This is a genomic window from Sphingomonas sp. Leaf10 (assembly GCF_001421245.1).
GTDB lineage: Bacteria > Pseudomonadota > Alphaproteobacteria > Sphingomonadales > Sphingomonadaceae > Sphingomonas.
Window position 1 is genome coordinate 96,612 of sequence record NZ_LMKE01000034.1, and the last position, 15,898, is coordinate 112,509.

Genomic DNA, 15,898 nt, shown 5'->3' on the forward strand with positions numbered 1-15,898 from the left:
TCCAGGGAGGGGAGGCCGAAGGTCGATCGGCCGTGACCCGTAACGATTGCCCGCCCTTGCCGACGCCCGCCCCACCCCGTTTCAGCCTGTTCGCAGCGGGCATGGCCGCGTTCTGCGTCTATTTCGCGATGTACGCCTTTCGCAAGCCGATCATGGCGGTCGGCTTCACCGATCAGGCCGCATGGTGGCCGGGGCTGGATTACAAGGCGACGCTGATCGTCGCGCAGGCGATCGGCTATGCACTGTCCAAGATGCTGGGGGTGAAGGTCGTCGCCGAACATGCGACGGGGGCACGGGCGCGGCTGATCCTGGCGCTGGTCGGTGCGGCGTGGGTGGCGCTGCTCGGTTTCGCGCTGCTGCCGCCGCGGTTCGGGCCGGTCTGCCTGTTCCTGAACGGTTTGCCGCTCGGCATGATCTGGGGACTGGTCTTCAGCTATCTGGAGGGGCGTCGGGTGTCGGAGATGCTGGCGGCGATGCTGACCGCCAGCTTCATCCTGTCGTCGGGTGCGACCAAGACGGCGGGCGCGCTGCTGGTGCAGCATGGCCTCTCCGCCTTCTGGATGCCGGCGGTGACCGGACTGTTGTTCGCGCCAGTGCTGGTCGTGGCGCTGATCGTGCTGGCGCGCACCCCGCCGCCCGATGCCGCCGACCGCGCGGCACGGGGCACGCGGGTGGCGATGGATGGCGCGGCGCGGATCGCCTATGTCCGGGCGCATGCGCTGCCGCTGACGCTGCTGATCCTCGGCTATACGCTGCTGACCGCGCTTCGCGATTTCCGTGACAATTTCGCCGCCGAAATCTGGGTAGATCTTGGCAACGGCGCGCCGGCGGCGATCTTTTCGATCACCGAAGTCCCGGTGACGGTCGTGGTGCTGATCGGCATGGCGTTGCTGGCCAAGATCCGCAGCAATCTGCGCGCGCTGCTGGCGATCCATGGCGCGATCCTGTTCGGCGCGGTGGCGCTGGGCGGGGCGACCCTCCTGTTCTGGCTGGGCATGATCGGGCCGGTCGCGTGGACGGTGTGGATCGGGATCGGCATCTACAGCGCCTATGCCCCGTTCAGCGCGGTGCTGTTCGACCGGATGATGGCGCTGGGGAAGTCGCCGGGCAATGCCGGCTTCCTGATCTATCTGGGCGACTCGTTCGGCTATGCCGGCAGCGTCGCCTTGCTGCTGCTGCGCGAACTGGCCGACGATCGCGCGCCGTGGCTGGGTTTCTTTACCGGCGCGACGCTGGCGACGGCGCTGGTGCTGGGCGGGGGCGCATTGCTGTCGGCGCTGTGGTTCCGGCGGCGGTTTGCGGGCGAAGGGTGATGATATCACGTTGATATCGGCACGATCGCCACAGAAGTTGACGATCCTGCCACCATTTTCATCATCCGTCACACACCCGTCATCAATAACCGCCAAAGGCGCGTCCGGGGCCGGACAACCGGCCGGGACACAAGCGGCCGGGCCGCGGGGAGACATCATGAAGTTCATCACGGGTGCGGCGATCCTCGCGATCGCGGCGGGGACGACGCACGCCCATGCACAGACGGCTCCGGCCGATGCGACGACGACCGAAGTGTCGGGCGGCACGCAGGACGAGGCACGCAGCGGCGGCGAGATCGTCGTGACCGGCCGCGCCACGACCTTTGCCAACACGCAGGTGACCGAGCCGATGCTCGACCGGCAATCGGCGCTGACCAGCGTCAACGACGTGATCAAGGAACTGCCCGGCGTGTTCGTGGCAGAGGGCGATGCCTTCGGTTCGTCCGACTGGGCGACGTCGATCAGCATCCGCGGCTTCAGCTCGGGCGGCGGTGGCGGCCAGCAGATCGGATCGACCATCGACGGCCTGCCCAATGGCGGGTCGGGCTATGGCGGCGGGTCGCGTGCCAACCGCTATCTTGACGTGCTGAACCTGAAGACGGTGATCGTGTCGCAGGGCACCGCCGACATCTCGTCGCGCTCGAACGAGGCGCTGGGCGCCACGCTCGATTATGTCTCGACCGATCCGGCGCGCGACACCCGCTATCGCTTCACGCTGGCGGGCGGTGATTTCGGTGCGCGCAAGATTTATGGCCGGGTCGATACCGGCCAGTTCGCCGGCGACACCCGCGCCTTCGTCAGCGCGTCGACCAGCCGGGTAAAGGATTGGATCGGCGGCTCGGGCGAAACCCGCCGCGACCACGTCGATGCGAAGATCGTCAACAATATCGACCGGGTGAAGCTGACCGGCTGGGTCAGCTATGACGATGCCGACGAAGCCGAATTCGGATCGGTCAGCCCCGAAATGTTCGCCAACGATCCCAATCACGACGCCTATACCGACAGCTGGACCGGCATCCCCTATATCGATCAGGCCTATCGCTCGACCTCGCGCGCGTTGCGCCGCAACTTCTTCACCTATCTGCGCGGCGAAACCGATCTCGGCGAAGTGAAGCTGTCGGGCACCGCCTATTACCACCGGATGCGCGGGCGAGGCGACTTCGCGCCGCCCTATCTGGTCGATGTCCGCGACGACGGCACCGGCAATCCGGAAAGCGAATTCACCGGCAGCCAGCCGACCAAAATCGGCGGCGGCAATCTCGGCCGCTATTATTTCGTCACCCCGACCGGTGCGAAGGCGACGTTCCTGACCGGCTGCACCGGCACGGCGGCGATCCCGGCGGTGTATGCGCCGAGCTGCTATGCGGCGGGGTCGTCCCCGGTCATGTCGTACCGCCACACCCATTATGAGAACGACCGGGGCGGCCTGACCGCCGATGCGGCGTGGACGCATGATTTCGGCGCGTTTCAGAACACGCTGCGCGGTGGCCTGTGGTGGGAACGCGGCCGCGCCAACCAGCTGCGCGACTGGCACAAGATCACCAACGCGCTGGTCGGCCCCGCCTTCGACGACAAGCCCTATTACCAGCAGTTCAGCACCGACTATAATCTTGACGAGATTATGTATTATGTCGAGGACGCGGTGACCTATGGCCCGCTGACCGCGCGCTTCGGGGTGAAGCAGTTCTTCCTCGACCAGCGCCGCGCCGAATTGCTGAACGACCGTGCGGTGACCGAGCTGAATTCGAACAGCCGCCCGCTGATCTCGACCGGCATCGTCTATCACGCGCCGATCGACGGGCTGGAGGCGTTCGCCGGCTATTCGCAGAATTTCGCCGCGATCGGCAATGGCCCCCTCGGCGAACCGCGCGAGGTGATCGACCGCATCCGCCCCGAAACCGCCAACAACATCGAAATCGGCGCGCGCTATTCGACGCCCCGGGTCAAGGCGTCGCTGACCGCATACGACATCAAGTTCAACAACCGCATCCAGTCCATCTCCGCCAACCTGGTCACCGGGATCGATTATCTGGAGGAACAGGACAGCGTCTATCTGAACGTCGGCGGCATCAAGAGCCGGGGGATCGAGGCGGCGCTGGCCTATCGCGTGACGCAGGGGCTGACCCTGTCGGGCAACTATACCTATAACCACGCGACCTATATCGGCACCGGCAATGCCGCGCAGGACGCCGATATCGGCGTGACGCCGGGGCGACAGGTCATCAATAGCCCGCGCAACATGTGGGTCGCCGCCGCCGACTATGCGCGCGGCGTGTTCAAGATCGGCGGCGCCGCCAAGTTCGTCGGCGACCGCTTCATCGGCAGCGACGGTACCGCCATCGCATCCAGCTTCACCACCGTCGACGCCTATGCGGGCGTCGATCTGGGCGAGGTGAATGCGGTGATGAAGGGGATGGCGCTGACGGTACAGGCGACCAACCTCGCCGATCGCCGGTATCTGGCCGGGGCCGATGGCGGATCGGCGTTCCTCGGCACGCCGCGCACGGTGACGGCGGCACTGACGTTCGATTTCTGACTTTACCTCCCCTCCCTGAAAGGGAGGGGTTGGGGGTGGGTTGGCCTGCGAGGGAACGCATGCGCTCCACAACCGGCCTACCCACCCCCGGCCCAGCGTCGGGTAAACAGTGCCCCGCACTGTTTAGGTCATGCCGGGGGCATGACCGGCCCGACGCTCTTGTCAGGGAGGGGAGTATCATCTTTACGGGACGTTCCATGGTCGACCTGTCGCGCCGCACCCTCCTGTCCACCGGCGCCGCGCTTGCCGGCGCGGCGGCATTGCCCGCGTCGATCGCGCGGGCGGCGGCGATCGCGCCCCACCGGCGCAGCGGCACCATCGCCGACGTCCAGCACGTCGTCATCTTGGCCCAAGAAAATCGCGGCTTCGACCATTATTTCGGGACGTTGCGCGGCGTGCGCGGCTTTGCCGACCGCTTCCCCATCCCGACGCCCGCCGGCAATGTCTGGCAACAGAGCGACCGCACGGGCACGCCCCGCATCGTCTCCCCCTTCCACCTCGACACCGCGCGCCAGTTCGACCTGATGCGGATGGAGGGTACGCCGCATAGCTGGCCCGATGCGCAGCGCGCGTGGGACGAGGGCCGCATGGCGCATTGGCCCGAGGCGAAGCACCCCCGCGCCATGGGCCATTACCGGCGCGGCGACATCCCGTTCCAGTTCGCGCTGGCCGAGGCGTTCACCATCTGCGACGCCTATCACTGCGCAGTGCAGACCGGGACCAATACCAACCGCCTGTTCCTGTGGAGCGGCACCAACGATCCGGCGGGCAGGCATGGCGGCCCGGCGATCGGCAATTCGCACGACGATTTCGTCGAAAATGGCGGCGCGGCCGACCCCTATCGCTGGACGACGACGGTCGAGCGGTTGCAGGCGGCCGGCGTCGACTGGCGCATTTACCAGGACATGGCCGACAATTTCACCGACAACCCGCTCGCCGGCTTTGCGGCGTTCCGCGATGCCCATGCCGGGCACGGCGATGCGGTGCTGAAGGACCGGGCGCTCACCACGCGCGGGCCGGAGTTGCTGAAGGCCGACGTGCTTGCCGGCCGCCTGCCGCAAGTGTCCTATGTCATCGCCACCGCCGCCGGTTCCGAACATCCCGGCCCCTCCAGCCCGGCGCAGGGCGCGGACTATACCGCCCGCGTGCTCGACGCGCTGACCGCCGATCCGAAGGTGTGGGCGCGCACCGTGCTGCTGGTGATGTTCGACGAGAATGACGGGTTCTTCGACCATGTGCCGCCGCCCGCGCCGCCATCGCGCGACGCGGACGGCACGGCGCTCGGCGGATCAACCATCGACCTGACCGGCGAATATCATGACGTGCCGAGCAGCGGCGATGCGGCGATCGACCTGCCCGACTATCGCGGTCACCCCTATGGCCTCGGGCCGCGCGTGCCGCTCTATGTCGTCTCGCCGTGGAGCCGGGGCGGCTGGGTCAATTCGCAGACGTTCGACCATACGTCGGTCATCCGGTTTCTGGAGGCGCGCTTCGGCATTCATGAGCCGAACATCTCGGCGTGGCGGCGGGCGATCTGCGGCGACCTGACATCGGCGTTCGACTTTGCCGCGACCGACGTGGCGATGCCGACCCTGCCCGATCCCGCCGCCGATGCGCGGCGGGCGGCGGCGATCAGGGGACAGGTCGATCCGCAAGCACCGCCCGCGACGGCGCCGTGGCAGGAGAGCGGCATTCGCCGGTCGCGTCCCCTGCCCTATTGGCTGGAGGTGATCGAGCGCGGCGACGCGACGGGGCTGCACCTGCACTTCGCCGCCGATGGCGCGGGCGCGGTATTCCATGTCTATGACCGCCACGCGCTCGACCAGCCGCCGCGCCGCTACAGCGTGGCCGCCGGTGACCGGATCGACGGGCATTGGCGCTATGGTGCCGATGGCGCCTACGACCTGTGGGTGCTGGGTCCGAACGGATTCCACCGCCATTTCGTCGGGCGGCGCGACGATCCGGCGATGGCGATCGCGTGGAGCCTGTCCGATGCCGGCCTCGCGCTGCGCGTCGGCACCGCGCCGGGGCTGCGCGTGCGTCGCCTGACGCCGGGTGGCGGCGCGTCGGAAGAGGCGCTGCCTGCCGGACGGCATCGCTGGTCACTGGGCGGCGCGCATGGCTGGTACGACGTGACGCTGTCGAGCAGCGCCGCCCCCGGCTGGACCCGCCGCATCGCCGGGCGGCACGACCGCGCCGGCCGGGCGAGCAGCAGCGATCCGTTCGTCGAGGATTTCGCACGCCGCTGAGCGCACGAACGCCTTTTCGAAGACCGCTCTAGAAATCCGCCGTCACACTGGCGGTCACGCGGCGGCCCGGCAACAGGGTGTAGCCGCCCCCGCCCGACACCCGCCAGCCGAACGTGTCGGCGACGTTGCGCACCTGTAGCCGGAGCAGCGTCGGCACCTTGCCGACATGGCTGCGATAGCGCGCGCCGAGGTCGAGGATGGCGCGGGCGGGAAGCGCGGCGGTGTTCGCGGCATTGGCGGTCCGTCGCGCTTCGTAGGTGGCATGGGCATCGATCGAGAAACCGGTCAGGCCGGGAATCCGGTAATCGGCGCTGGCATCGACGAACAGCGGCGTCCGGCCGATCGGGCGCGCCCCGATCCGTCCGTCGTCGACCGCCTGACCCGTCACGCGGGGACGCAGCCAGACAAGGCCGGCGACCATGCTCACCCCCTCCAGCGGACTGCCGGACAGCGATGCCTCCGCCCCCCGATGGGTGACGGTGCCCAGCTGGCGATACACGCCGTCGCGCCGGTCGAGATCGAAATAGGGCTTGGCGATGTCAAAAACCGCTGCCGTCGCCCGCCAGCCGCCGGGGAAGGCGTAGCGCGCACCCGCCTCGACTTGCCGGGTGCGCAGCGCCGGGGTTGGCGGCGTTGCCCGGCGCGATGCCGCTTTCCTCCAGCCCGCGCGTCGTCGCGGCGTAGAGCGTCAGGCGCTCGGTCGGCAGCAGCGCGAAGGCGGCGTTCCACAACCACGGCCGGTCGCGTTCGAGGACGATCGCCGCACCCGGCACCGCCACCGCCTTGCGATAATCGGTGCGCGTCAGGCCGAGATTGAGTTCGAGCAGCCGGGTCCAGCGCAGTTCATAGCCGATGGCATAGCTGGTCTGCCGCACATCGTCGCGCGTCCGATCGCCCGGTACCAGCAGCGGTCGGGGTCGCTGGTCGGGGACGCCGATCGTCGCCGGACCGAAATCGGCGGTGGCCAGCCCGCCATAGCGCGCCGCCACATCGCGGGCGCGCAGCGAGACCAGCAGCCGGTGGCGCCGCGGGCCGTCCTCGATCAGACGGCTGACCCGCATTTCGCCGGAGGTGGAGGCGGTCGTCTGATCCTCGCCCGCCAGCACGAACGAGCGCCCGACCCCATTCGCATCGACGCCGCGGTAGAAGGCGGTATGATATTCGTCGCGGGCGAAGCGGCTGCGAAAGGCGCCGGCCGCGACCTGCCACTTGCCGAACGTCGCCTTGGCCAGCGTGCCGTAATTGAACGCCTGCCCCGTCCAGTCGGCCCAGTCCTGACCGAAGAAGCGGCGGCGCACGATCGGCCGCGGCACCCGGCCATCGGCGGTGAAGATCGTCGGCGCCTGTTCCTCGTCGGCAAAGCTGTAGCCGCCATAGAAGCCGGTCAGTTCGACCCCGTCGACCGGCCGCACGCGGGCGATCGCGCCATAGCTGACGAACCGGCCACCGGCGCCGCTGACATATTGGTCGTCGTACAGCCCCGCATCCAGATTGATGCCGATCCGGTCGCCGATGGGGATCGCCGCATCGACGACCAGATCGGTCCCCAGATATTCGCCGCTGTTCAGCTGGACGCTGACGACCGGCTTACCGCCCGCGCGACGCAGTTCATAGTCGATGATCCCGGTCGGCGCGGGCAGCGGATAGCCAAAGGCGCTGAGGCCGACACGGGTCGTCGATTCGCGGGTAATGACGGCGGTCAGCGTGGCCGCGCGATCCCAGTAGACACCCTCGATCCGGTTGTTGCCCGCCTCGGTCGCGCTGAACCCGCGCACCTCGCCGCTGGCGTAGATGCCGATCGATTCGCTGCCGACGCTCTTGCCGAAGCCATCCTCCGCCTCGCGCACCGTATTCTCGGCCGTGCGCTGGGCGGCGGCGGGCGCGTGCCAGCCACCGGCGGCCAGCGCCAGTGCCAAGGCCAGCCGCCTCACAACGCGAAAGCGATCCGGGCGCGGATCGTGCGCGGCGCGCCGGGCGCGATCCACACGTTCGAATAGCTGCTCTCCAGATAATAGGCGTCGAACAGATTCTCGCCATCGAGATGCGCCGACAATCCCCGGGTCAGCTGATAGGACAGGTTGAGGCGCGCGGTGACATAGGCCGGCAGGCGGAACCCGCTGGCGACGTCGTCGCCCGGCCGGCTACCGACATAGGTCACGCCCGCGCCGATGCCGACCGATCCCGGTTCCATCGCGCGCGACTGCCAGAAGGCATAGGCCGCCCCGCTGTGATGCGGGATGTTCGACAGGCCGCTGCCGGTCAGGCCCGGCCGCGTGTCGCGCGTCACCTTCGCATCGGTATAGGCATAGACGCCGGTCAGCGTCAGCCGATCGCCCATGCGATAGTTGATGTCGGCCTCCACCCCGCGGCTGCGCGCCTCGCCGGTCGCGATCGAGAAGCCGGCATTGGCCGGATCGTTGACGAGGATGTCGCGCTTCGTGATCTGAAACAGCGAAACGGTGCCGGTCAGCCGCTTGTTCAGTGCCGCAAGCTTTATGCCGCCCTCCCACGCCTCGCCGCGTTCGGGGGCAAAGGGATTGGCGGCGGCATCGACGCCCTGATTGAAGCGGAACGACCGGCCCCAGCTGACATAGGCCGAGACATGCTCGTTCGGTGCGAAGGTGAAGGCGGCGCGGGGGCTGGTCGCCTGCGGACGCTGCCGGTCGGTGCGGCCGGTGCGGTAGTTCAGATTGTCCTGCCGGATCCAGTCGTGGCGGAAGCCCAGCAGCAATGAGAAGCGATCGTCGAGCGTCAGCAGATCCTGCGCATAGACGCTGTGTCCGTTCAGCCGTTCGAGCAGATTCTGGTTGAGCGGCGCGACCGGCTTGGACTGGCCGTAAACAGGCGCGAAGATATCGATGGCATAGGGTTGCGCCGCCGTCGGGCTGAACCGGTAGAAGATGCGCCGCTGATCGTAATCGAAGGCGTCGGCACCGAAGCGCAACTGATGCCCGATGCCGAGCAGCGTGCCATTGGCGCTCAGTTCGATCCGTCCCGACAGGTCCTGCCAGCGATAATCATGGACCCGCAACTGCCGCCACAACCGCGTTCCGACCAGTCGGCTGTTATGGGTCGACTGTCCGAGCAGCGCGCCGTCGCGATACTGGACGCCACCCTCCAGCGCGATGCCGGCGCCGAGATCGATATAGGCGGTCGCCTGATGCTGCGAGGTGCGCTGGGTCATCTGCCCGTCATTGGGTTCGCCGAGGAAGCGGCTGCGAGGCAGTGCCCGGCCGTTGCCGTTCACCGCCACCAGCCCGCGATCATGGGTGAACCCGACCAGATTATATTCGAGTTGGTAGAGCAGCCGTACCCGGTCGTTCGGCTGCCAGCCGATCGATGGAGCGAACAGCAGCCGGTCGTTATGGACGAAGTCGCGGAAACTGCCGCCATCCTGATAGACGCCGATGACGCGCGTCGACACGCGGTCGTCGACCGGGCCGCCGATATCGAAGCTGCCACGCCATGTGTCGAAGCTGGCATAGCCGAGTTCGCCGCCGGCGTGGAAATGATCGAGTGGTGCCTTGGTCACGATATTGATCGATCCGCCCGGCTCCCCCTTGCCCGACAATGCCGATGCCGGTCCCTTCAGCACCTGGAAGCTTTCGACCGTCGCTACGTCGCGACGGGCATTGAAGCCGCGATTGGCGCTGAAGCGATTGACCAGCAGGTCCGGCCCCTGATTGATGTCGCCCGAAAAGCCGCGGATGGCATACGCATCCCAGGCGCCGCCGAAGCTGTTCTGCCGCGACATGCCGCCCGCCAGATCGAACAGCTGCGACAGGTCGGTGAAGCCGGTCTGTTCGATCAGCGTATCGTCGAGCAGGCGGACATTCTGCGGCAGCAGACGCGGATCGATATCCAGCCCGTTGATGCTGGCATTGGCCTGACGCGATCCGGTGACGACGATTTCGCCGGTCTGGTCATCAACCGGCGAGGTCGCGGGCTTCGCATCTTCCTCCGCCCGAGCACCGGTTGCGATTATTAACGGCACAAGCATCAGGGCCGGTGCAAGCCGACGCAGGCAGATCAACATGAAGTCCCCCCGAACGCGAATGATATAAAGTTACCTGTGCTACAACCCGATCCGAAGATGACTGTCAATATCATGATACATCATCACTCTTGACGATCACGTCCGGGGGAAGGCAGTGGACGAATATGTCGATGACGTCCCAACCGCCCGCCACCTCGCCCGAAATCGCGATCGACGGTGCCGTCCTCCATTATGGCGCGCACCGCGTGCTCGACGGCCTGATGCTGTCGGTGGCGGCCGGCGAAATCTATGCGCTGCTCGGCGGCAATGGCGCGGGCAAGTCGACGACGCTGTCGGCGCTGCTCGGCTTCGTCCGGATCGACGGCGGCAGCGTGCGGGTCAGCGGGATCGACGCGTCGGCCGACCCCGATGCGGCACGGCGGCGCATCGCCTATCTTCCCGAAAACGTCGCGCTGTACGAACATCTGAGCGCGGTCGAAAACGCCGATTACCTGCTTGCGCTGTCGGGTACGCCGCGCGACCGGGCGTCGATTACCGGAGCGCTGGCGGCGGCGGGGTTGCAAGCGCGGGCGTTCGACCAGCGGCTTGGCGGCTTTTCCAAAGGGATGCGACAGAAGGTCGCCATTGCGGTGGCGCTGTTGCGCGAGGTGCCGGTGCTACTGCTCGACGAGCCGACCTCCGGCCTCGATCCGCGCGCGACCGCCGATTTCAACGCGTTGCTTCACGCCGTCCGTGCGCGGGGTACCGCCGTACTGATGGTGACGCACGACCTGCTCAGCGCCGCCGACGTCGCCGATCGTATCGGCTTTCTGGAGGGCGGCCGCATCGTCGCCGAGGTCGCGGCGCAGGGAGAGGCGCGCTTCGACGTGCGCGCCCTGCACGACCGGTTCGCCGGGGCAGTGCGGGCATGAGTGCGATCTCGCTCATCGCGCGCGACGAATGGCGGCTGATGCGGCGCAACCGCGTCGCCGTGACCGCCATCGTGCTGCTCCTGATCCTGACGCTGGTGGCGGTCGTCACCTCTTGGACGCATCAACAGGGCATTGCCGACAACCGCGCGCGCAACCAGTCGGAGGCGAACCACGCGTTCGAGGCACAGCCCGACCGCCACCCGCACCGCGTCGTCCATTATGGGCATTTCATCTTCCGCCCGCTGGGGCCGCTCGCCGCGTTCGATCCGGGCGTCGACGCCTTTACCGGCAATACCATGTTCCTCGAAGGACATCGGCAGAATACGAGCAATTTTGGCGATGTCCGGCAAAGCTCGGCGCTGGTCCGCTTCGGCCAGCTGACCCCGGCCTTCGTTCTTCAGGCGGTGGCACCGCTGCTGCTGATCTTCCTGGGGTACGGTGCGGTCGCGCGCGAGACCGAGGGGGGAACGCTGCGCCCGCTGATGTTGCAAGGGGCGTCGGCGCGGGCGATCGTGCTGGGCAAGCTCACCGCGCTGGGCGTGGTCGCGCTGCTGGTCGGGCTGCCGGCGATGATCGGTTTCGTACTGATCTCCGGCCAGCCGGGCGCGTTTGCCGGGCCGATGATCGCTATCGCGCTTGGCTATGCCGCCTATCTGGCGCTGTGGGTGGTCGCGATCATCCTCGTGTCGATGCTGGTTCGCCGCCGCCGCGATGCGCTGCTCGCGCTGCTGGCGGTCTGGGCGGTGACGGTGGTGCTGCTGCCGCGCGTCGCGCCCGATATGGCGAGCGCGGCCTACCCGCTTACCAACCGGCTGCAGACCGATGTCGCCATCGCCCGCGACCTGCGGCGGATGGGCGACAGCCATAATCCCGACGACCCGCATTTCGCCCGGTTCAAGGCGGATGTGCTGCGACGCTATGGCGTGACCCGGGTCGAGGACCTGCCGGTCAATTACAAGGGGCTGCTCGCGCTGGAAGGCGAAGCGATGACCAGCAAATTGTTCGACCGTTATGCCGCCGACAGCTTCGCGACGCAGGCGCGGCAGAATGCACTGGTCACCGGCATCGGCCTACTCAGCCCGACCATCGCGCTGCGACAGGCGTCGATGGCGGCGGCGGGGACCGACTTCGCCGGTCATCGTCGCTTTCTCGAACAGGCGGAGGCCTATCGTTACGCGCTGGTCCAGCGGCTGAACCGGTTGCAGGCCGAAGCGGTCAGCTATGCCGACGACACCGCCAAGGATGCCGGGGCCGACCGGCGCAAGCGGATCGGCGCCGACAACTGGCGGGAAATTCCCGAATTCGCCTTCGTAGCGCCCGATGCCACGACGTTGATGCGGGCGAGCCTGCCGGGGCTGGCCATCATCCTCGGCTGGCTGATGTTGGCCGGGGGGGCGCTGGCCTTTGCGACCCGCCGTTTGGGAGCGAAGTGATGGCGATCTGGATGCATGAGCTTCGGCTGCTGCTGCGGTCGCGGATGGCCGCCATCGCGCTGGTCCTGCTGGCGGTGCTCAGCACCGCTGCCGTTGCCGCCGGGATGATCGAAATGGCCCGACAGCGCGCCGCCATCGACGCGGTCTCCGCCGCACAGGCGGAGGATGTCGGAGCGATCGCCAGCTATATCGACCGGGAGAAGGACGCCGGAAGCGCGGCCTACTACACCTTTCACCCCACCTGGGACACGCCCGCGCCGCTCGCCTTTGCCGCGATCGGGATGCGCGATGTCGCGCCCTATATCCTGCGGGTCCGGGCGCTGGGTCTGGAGGCGCAGATTTATGACGGCGATACGTTCAATCCCGAACTGGCGCTGCCGGGGCGGTTCGATTTCGCCTTCGTCCTGGTGTTCCTCGCCCCGTTGTTCGCCATCGCGCTGTTCCACGACCTGAAGTCGGGCGAGCGCGAGGCGGGACGCGCCCGGATGCTGAGCGCGCTGCCGAACGCAGGGCGACTGTGGCTGCGGCGCGGGTTGCTGCGGTTCGCACTGTTGCTGGCCGCACTGGCGGTGCCGTTCGTCGTCGGCGCACTCCTGTCGGGTGTGGCCGCCGGACCGATGCTGCTGGTCGTCGCGGTGGCGGGTGCGTATCTGCTGTTCTGGATCGGGCTGGCCGGGCTGGTGTCGCGGCTGGGCCATGGATCGACCGCCAACGCCGCGACGCTGGCCGCATTATGGCTGGTGCTGGTGCTGGTGATCCCGACGCTCGCCAATGTCGTCATCAACCGCGCCATTCCCGTCGACGAAGGTGCCAAGATCGCGCTGGCGCAGCGCGAGAACGTCCATCACGCCTGGGAGATTCCGCGCGAGGAAACGATGCGGCGCTTCTATGCGCGCAATCCGGAATGGGCGAATTCGTCGCCGTTGCCCGACGGCTTTCATTACAAATGGTATTTCGCCTTTCACCAGAATGGCGACGACAGCGTTGCCGGTCGGGTAAAGGTCTATCGCGAGCGGCTGGAGCGCCGCGCCGGCGCCGCCGACGCGCTCGGCTGGCTGCTGCCGTCGGTAGGTGTTCAGGCGTTGCTGACGCGGCTGGCCCATACCGATCTGGCGGCGCAACTCGCCTATCAGGACCGCATCCGCGCCTTTCACCATCGGCTGCGCGCATTCTACTACAACTACATGTTCCGCGACCGGTCCTTCGGCAAGGCGGACTTCGCCAAGGCGCCCCGCTACTGAGTCGACGTAGGCGTCGGCGAAACGCGGCGATGCATTGGGGCGCGGTCGAATAGCGGCCGCGCTGGCGAACTGCGGCCTCTCGCAAACCTTCGCTGTGCAGGTATGAAGTCCAGCGGCGATCGCTATCAGACGTGGCGCGGTCGATCGCGCGTGAGTTCACGCACTATATGCAATGGCGCACCCGAAGGGATTCGAACCCCTGGCCTCTGCCTTCGGAGGGCAGCGCTCTATCCAGCTGAGCTACGGGTGCTTGGCCGTGGAGGAACGCGCCTAGCAAAGCTTTGGCGGCATGACCAGCCGTTTTCAGACACTCGCCGCCTTTTGCGGCGGGGGTGGGGTTTTGGGACGGAAGGGACACAGATGTTCAACCGGGCAGCGCCAGCATTCGGGGCGGCGCGCCTTGCAGATGTAGCGGCCGTGCAGGATCAGCCAGTGATGCGCGTGGAGCCGGAACGGCTGGGGGACGACGCGTTCCAGCACCGATTCGACCGTGTTCGGCGTCTTGCCGCGGGCAAGGCCGGTGCGGTTGCCGACGCGGAAGATGTGGGTGTCGACCGCGAAGGTTTCGTGGCCGAAGGCGACGTTCATTACCACGTTGGCGGTCTTGCGCCCGACGCCGGGTAGTTTTTCGAGGGCGTCGCGGTCCTCAGGAACCTGCCCGCCGTGATCGGCTATTAGGGCTTCGCTGAGGGCGATGACGTTCTTGGCCTTGTTGTTGAACAGGCCGATGGTGCGGATATGCTGTTTCAGGCCGTCGAGGCCGAGCGCGACCATCTTTTGCGGCGTATCGACCTGCGCGAACAGCGCGCGGGTCGCCTTGTTCACGCCGGCGTCGGTCGCCTGTGCCGACAGGACGACTGCGACCAGCAGCGTATAGTCGTTCACCGATTCGAGTTCGGTTTCGGGGTGCGGATTGTCCTCCGCGAGCAAGCGGAAGAATTCGACGACGTCCGCCCTCTTCAAACGCCGAGCACCGCATCCATCGTGTAGCGGCCGGCAGGGGCGCCCGCCAGCCACAGCGCGGCGCGAACCGCCCCGCGGGCGAACAGCGCGCGGTCGTCGGCACGGTGGCCGAGTTCGATGCGTTCGCCCTCACCCGCGAACACCACCTGATGGTCGCCGACGATGGTACCGCCGCGCAGCGCCGCAAAGCCGATCGTCCCCGCCGCCCGCGCGCCGACCAGCCCAGCGCGACCGATCACGCCACTGTCGGCGAGCGTCACCCCCAGCCCCTGCGCCGCGGCATCGCCCAGCATCAGTGCGGTGCCCGAGGGCGCATCGACCTTCAGCCGGTGATGGCTTTCCACAATCTCGATATCCCAGTCGGGTCCGAGGCGGCTGGCCGCGTCGCGGACCAGCCGCGACAGCAGCGCGATGCCAAGCGAGGTATTGCCAGTCTGCAGCACCGCGATCTCGCGCGCGGCATCGTCGATCATCGCATGATGCCGGTCGGACAGGCCGGTGGTGCCGATCACGATCGGCGTCGCGGCACTGCGCGCGGCGGCGAGATTGCCCTCCAGCGCGACGGGGGCCGAGAAATCGACCAGCACATCGGCGCGTGCGGCGAGATCGGCGGGATCGCCACCCTGATCGATGCCGCCGGCCAGCGTTTTGCCGACCCGTTCAATCTCAAGCGCGATCGCGCGCCCCATCCGGCCCTGCCATCCGAAGATACCGATGCTGGTCACTGATCCTCGCCCGATTGCGTGCCGCAGGCCGCCCGATCACGGCCCCGGTATGACCCGAGTCCATGGCCCCATGGCCAACGATGTGCAAGCGATTGCGCGGACGCGCCGTCCCGGTTCAGCGCTGGACCGACGCGACCGGAGCCTCGGCATATTTGGGATCGGCGGGGTCGAATTCGGGCTGGGGCACGAAGGTGCGCGAGGTCAGCGCGACGTTGCCGAGACCGGCCAGCTTGAACGTCCCGATCTTGAACATTTTCGGCGCGCTGCCCGCACGTTCGACGGTGACCGCATCGACATGGAGGTCGCCATGCTTGGTCCACAACATGTGCGGCGCGAGCAGCATGTCCATGTTGTTGTAGCGCACCGACAGGCAGATACGCTGCATCAGCGCGAAGCGGATGATATCGCTCAGCGTCGCGCGCTGCTCCTCGCTCGCGCGATCGACTGCGGTCGCAGTCGGGGACTCGGATACGGCATCGTTGTGCATCGCAACATAATGTAACGATCGTGACCGTTGCCAGCAAGGGGCA

At 67.4% G+C, this 15,898-nt stretch carries 12 protein-coding genes and 1 tRNA gene; 6 read left to right on the forward strand and 7 right to left on the reverse strand.

Annotation, left to right across the window (positions count from 1 at the left end; all coding sequences use genetic code 11):
• The 3 genes from ASE59_RS18205 to ASE59_RS18215 all read left to right on the forward strand — a co-directional run.
• Nucleotides 1–1,313 (forward strand): DUF5690 family protein (locus ASE59_RS18205; protein ID WP_235515840.1); only part of this gene is annotated, 1,313 nt, incomplete at its 5' end.
• Nucleotides 1,314–1,470: 157 nt separating this feature from the next.
• A complete protein-coding gene (locus tag ASE59_RS18210) occupies nt 1,471–3,849 on the forward strand; it encodes a TonB-dependent receptor domain-containing protein (RefSeq protein ID WP_056459785.1) in 2,379 nt (792 codons plus the stop codon).
• A gap of 197 nt (nt 3,850–4,046) precedes the next feature.
• Entirely contained in the window at nt 4,047–6,098 is a 2,052-nt protein-coding gene (locus tag ASE59_RS18215) for a phosphocholine-specific phospholipase C (RefSeq protein WP_056459788.1), read from the forward strand.
• 28 nt (nt 6,099–6,126) lie between these two features.
• Here the strand turns inward: ASE59_RS18215 and ASE59_RS18220 are convergent, their stop codons facing one another.
• From ASE59_RS18220 to ASE59_RS18230, 3 genes are read right to left on the reverse strand one after another with little or no spacing between them, the layout of a single operon-like run.
• A complete protein-coding gene (locus ASE59_RS18220; RefSeq protein ID WP_082458573.1) occupies nt 6,127–6,714 on the reverse strand; it encodes a TonB-dependent receptor domain-containing protein in 588 nt (195 codons plus the stop codon).
• Nucleotides 6,638–8,029 carry a hypothetical protein gene (locus ASE59_RS18225; RefSeq protein ID WP_156360178.1) on the reverse strand — a complete coding sequence of 464 codons (1,392 nt, stop codon included), beginning with the start codon at nt 8,027–8,029 and terminating at the stop codon, nt 6,638–6,640. Before ASE59_RS18225 ends, ASE59_RS18220 begins: the two co-directional genes overlap by 77 nt.
• Nucleotides 8,026–10,092 (reverse strand): TonB-dependent siderophore receptor, encoded by a 2,067-nt coding sequence (locus ASE59_RS18230; protein ID WP_235515841.1) that lies wholly within the window; start codon nt 10,090–10,092, stop codon nt 8,026–8,028. The genes ASE59_RS18225 and ASE59_RS18230 overlap by 4 nt, the downstream gene beginning before the upstream one ends.
• Nucleotides 10,093–10,265: 173 nt before the next feature.
• Here ASE59_RS18230 and ASE59_RS18235 point away from each other — a divergent pair, with 173 nt between their 5' ends.
• The 3 genes from ASE59_RS18235 to ASE59_RS18245 are packed head-to-tail and all read left to right on the forward strand — an operon-like array spanning nt 10,266 to nt 13,680.
• Nucleotides 10,266–11,006 carry an ABC transporter ATP-binding protein gene (locus ASE59_RS18235; RefSeq protein ID WP_156360185.1) on the forward strand — a complete coding sequence of 247 codons (741 nt, stop codon included), beginning with the start codon at nt 10,266–10,268 and terminating at the stop codon, nt 11,004–11,006.
• Complete coding sequence (locus tag ASE59_RS18240) at nt 11,003–12,439, forward strand: ABC transporter permease (RefSeq protein ID WP_056459801.1); 1,437 nt, start codon at nt 11,003–11,005, stop codon at nt 12,437–12,439. The genes ASE59_RS18235 and ASE59_RS18240 overlap by 4 nt, the downstream gene beginning before the upstream one ends.
• A complete protein-coding gene (locus tag ASE59_RS18245) occupies nt 12,439–13,680 on the forward strand; it encodes a DUF3526 domain-containing protein (protein WP_056459805.1) in 1,242 nt (413 codons plus the stop codon). Before ASE59_RS18240 ends, ASE59_RS18245 begins: the two co-directional genes overlap by 1 nt.
• Before the next feature lie 173 nt (nt 13,681–13,853).
• On the opposite strand, the gene ASE59_RS18250 is transcribed toward ASE59_RS18245, so the two are convergent.
• The 4 genes from ASE59_RS18250 to ASE59_RS18265 all read right to left on the reverse strand — a co-directional run bounded on the left by ASE59_RS18250 (nt 13,854) and on the right by ASE59_RS18265 (nt 15,855).
• A tRNA-Arg gene (locus ASE59_RS18250) sits at nt 13,854–13,930 on the reverse strand.
• A gap of 53 nt (nt 13,931–13,983) precedes the next feature.
• On the reverse strand, nt 13,984–14,643 hold the full coding sequence (gene nth, locus ASE59_RS18255) for an endonuclease III (protein WP_056459809.1): 660 nt from the start codon (nt 14,641–14,643) through the stop codon (nt 13,984–13,986).
• Nucleotides 14,640–15,368: a 4-hydroxy-tetrahydrodipicolinate reductase gene (gene dapB, locus ASE59_RS18260; protein WP_056459812.1), complete on the reverse strand. Its 729-nt coding sequence runs from the start codon at nt 15,366–15,368 to the stop codon at nt 14,640–14,642. The genes nth and dapB overlap by 4 nt, the downstream gene beginning before the upstream one ends.
• 115 nt (nt 15,369–15,483) lie before the next feature.
• Entirely contained in the window at nt 15,484–15,855 is a 372-nt protein-coding gene (locus ASE59_RS18265) for a hypothetical protein (protein ID WP_235515842.1), read from the reverse strand.
• Between the last annotated feature and the right edge of the window lie 43 nt (nt 15,856–15,898).

Coding starts and splice junctions, on each gene's coding strand:
- ASE59_RS18210 (WP_056459785.1), top strand. CDS start 1,471: ATGAAGTTCATCACGGGTGCGGCGATCCTCGCGATCGCGGCGGGGACG.
- ASE59_RS18215 (WP_056459788.1), top strand. CDS start 4,047: ATGGTCGACCTGTCGCGCCGCACCCTCCTGTCCACCGGCGCCGCGCTT.
- ASE59_RS18235 (WP_156360185.1), top strand. CDS start 10,266: ATGACGTCCCAACCGCCCGCCACCTCGCCCGAAATCGCGATCGACGGT.
- ASE59_RS18240 (WP_056459801.1), top strand. CDS start 11,003: ATGAGTGCGATCTCGCTCATCGCGCGCGACGAATGGCGGCTGATGCGG.
- ASE59_RS18245 (WP_056459805.1), top strand. CDS start 12,439: ATGGCGATCTGGATGCATGAGCTTCGGCTGCTGCTGCGGTCGCGGATG.
- ASE59_RS18265 (WP_235515842.1), bottom strand. CDS start 15,855: ATGCACAACGATGCCGTATCCGAGTCCCCGACTGCGACCGCAGTCGAT.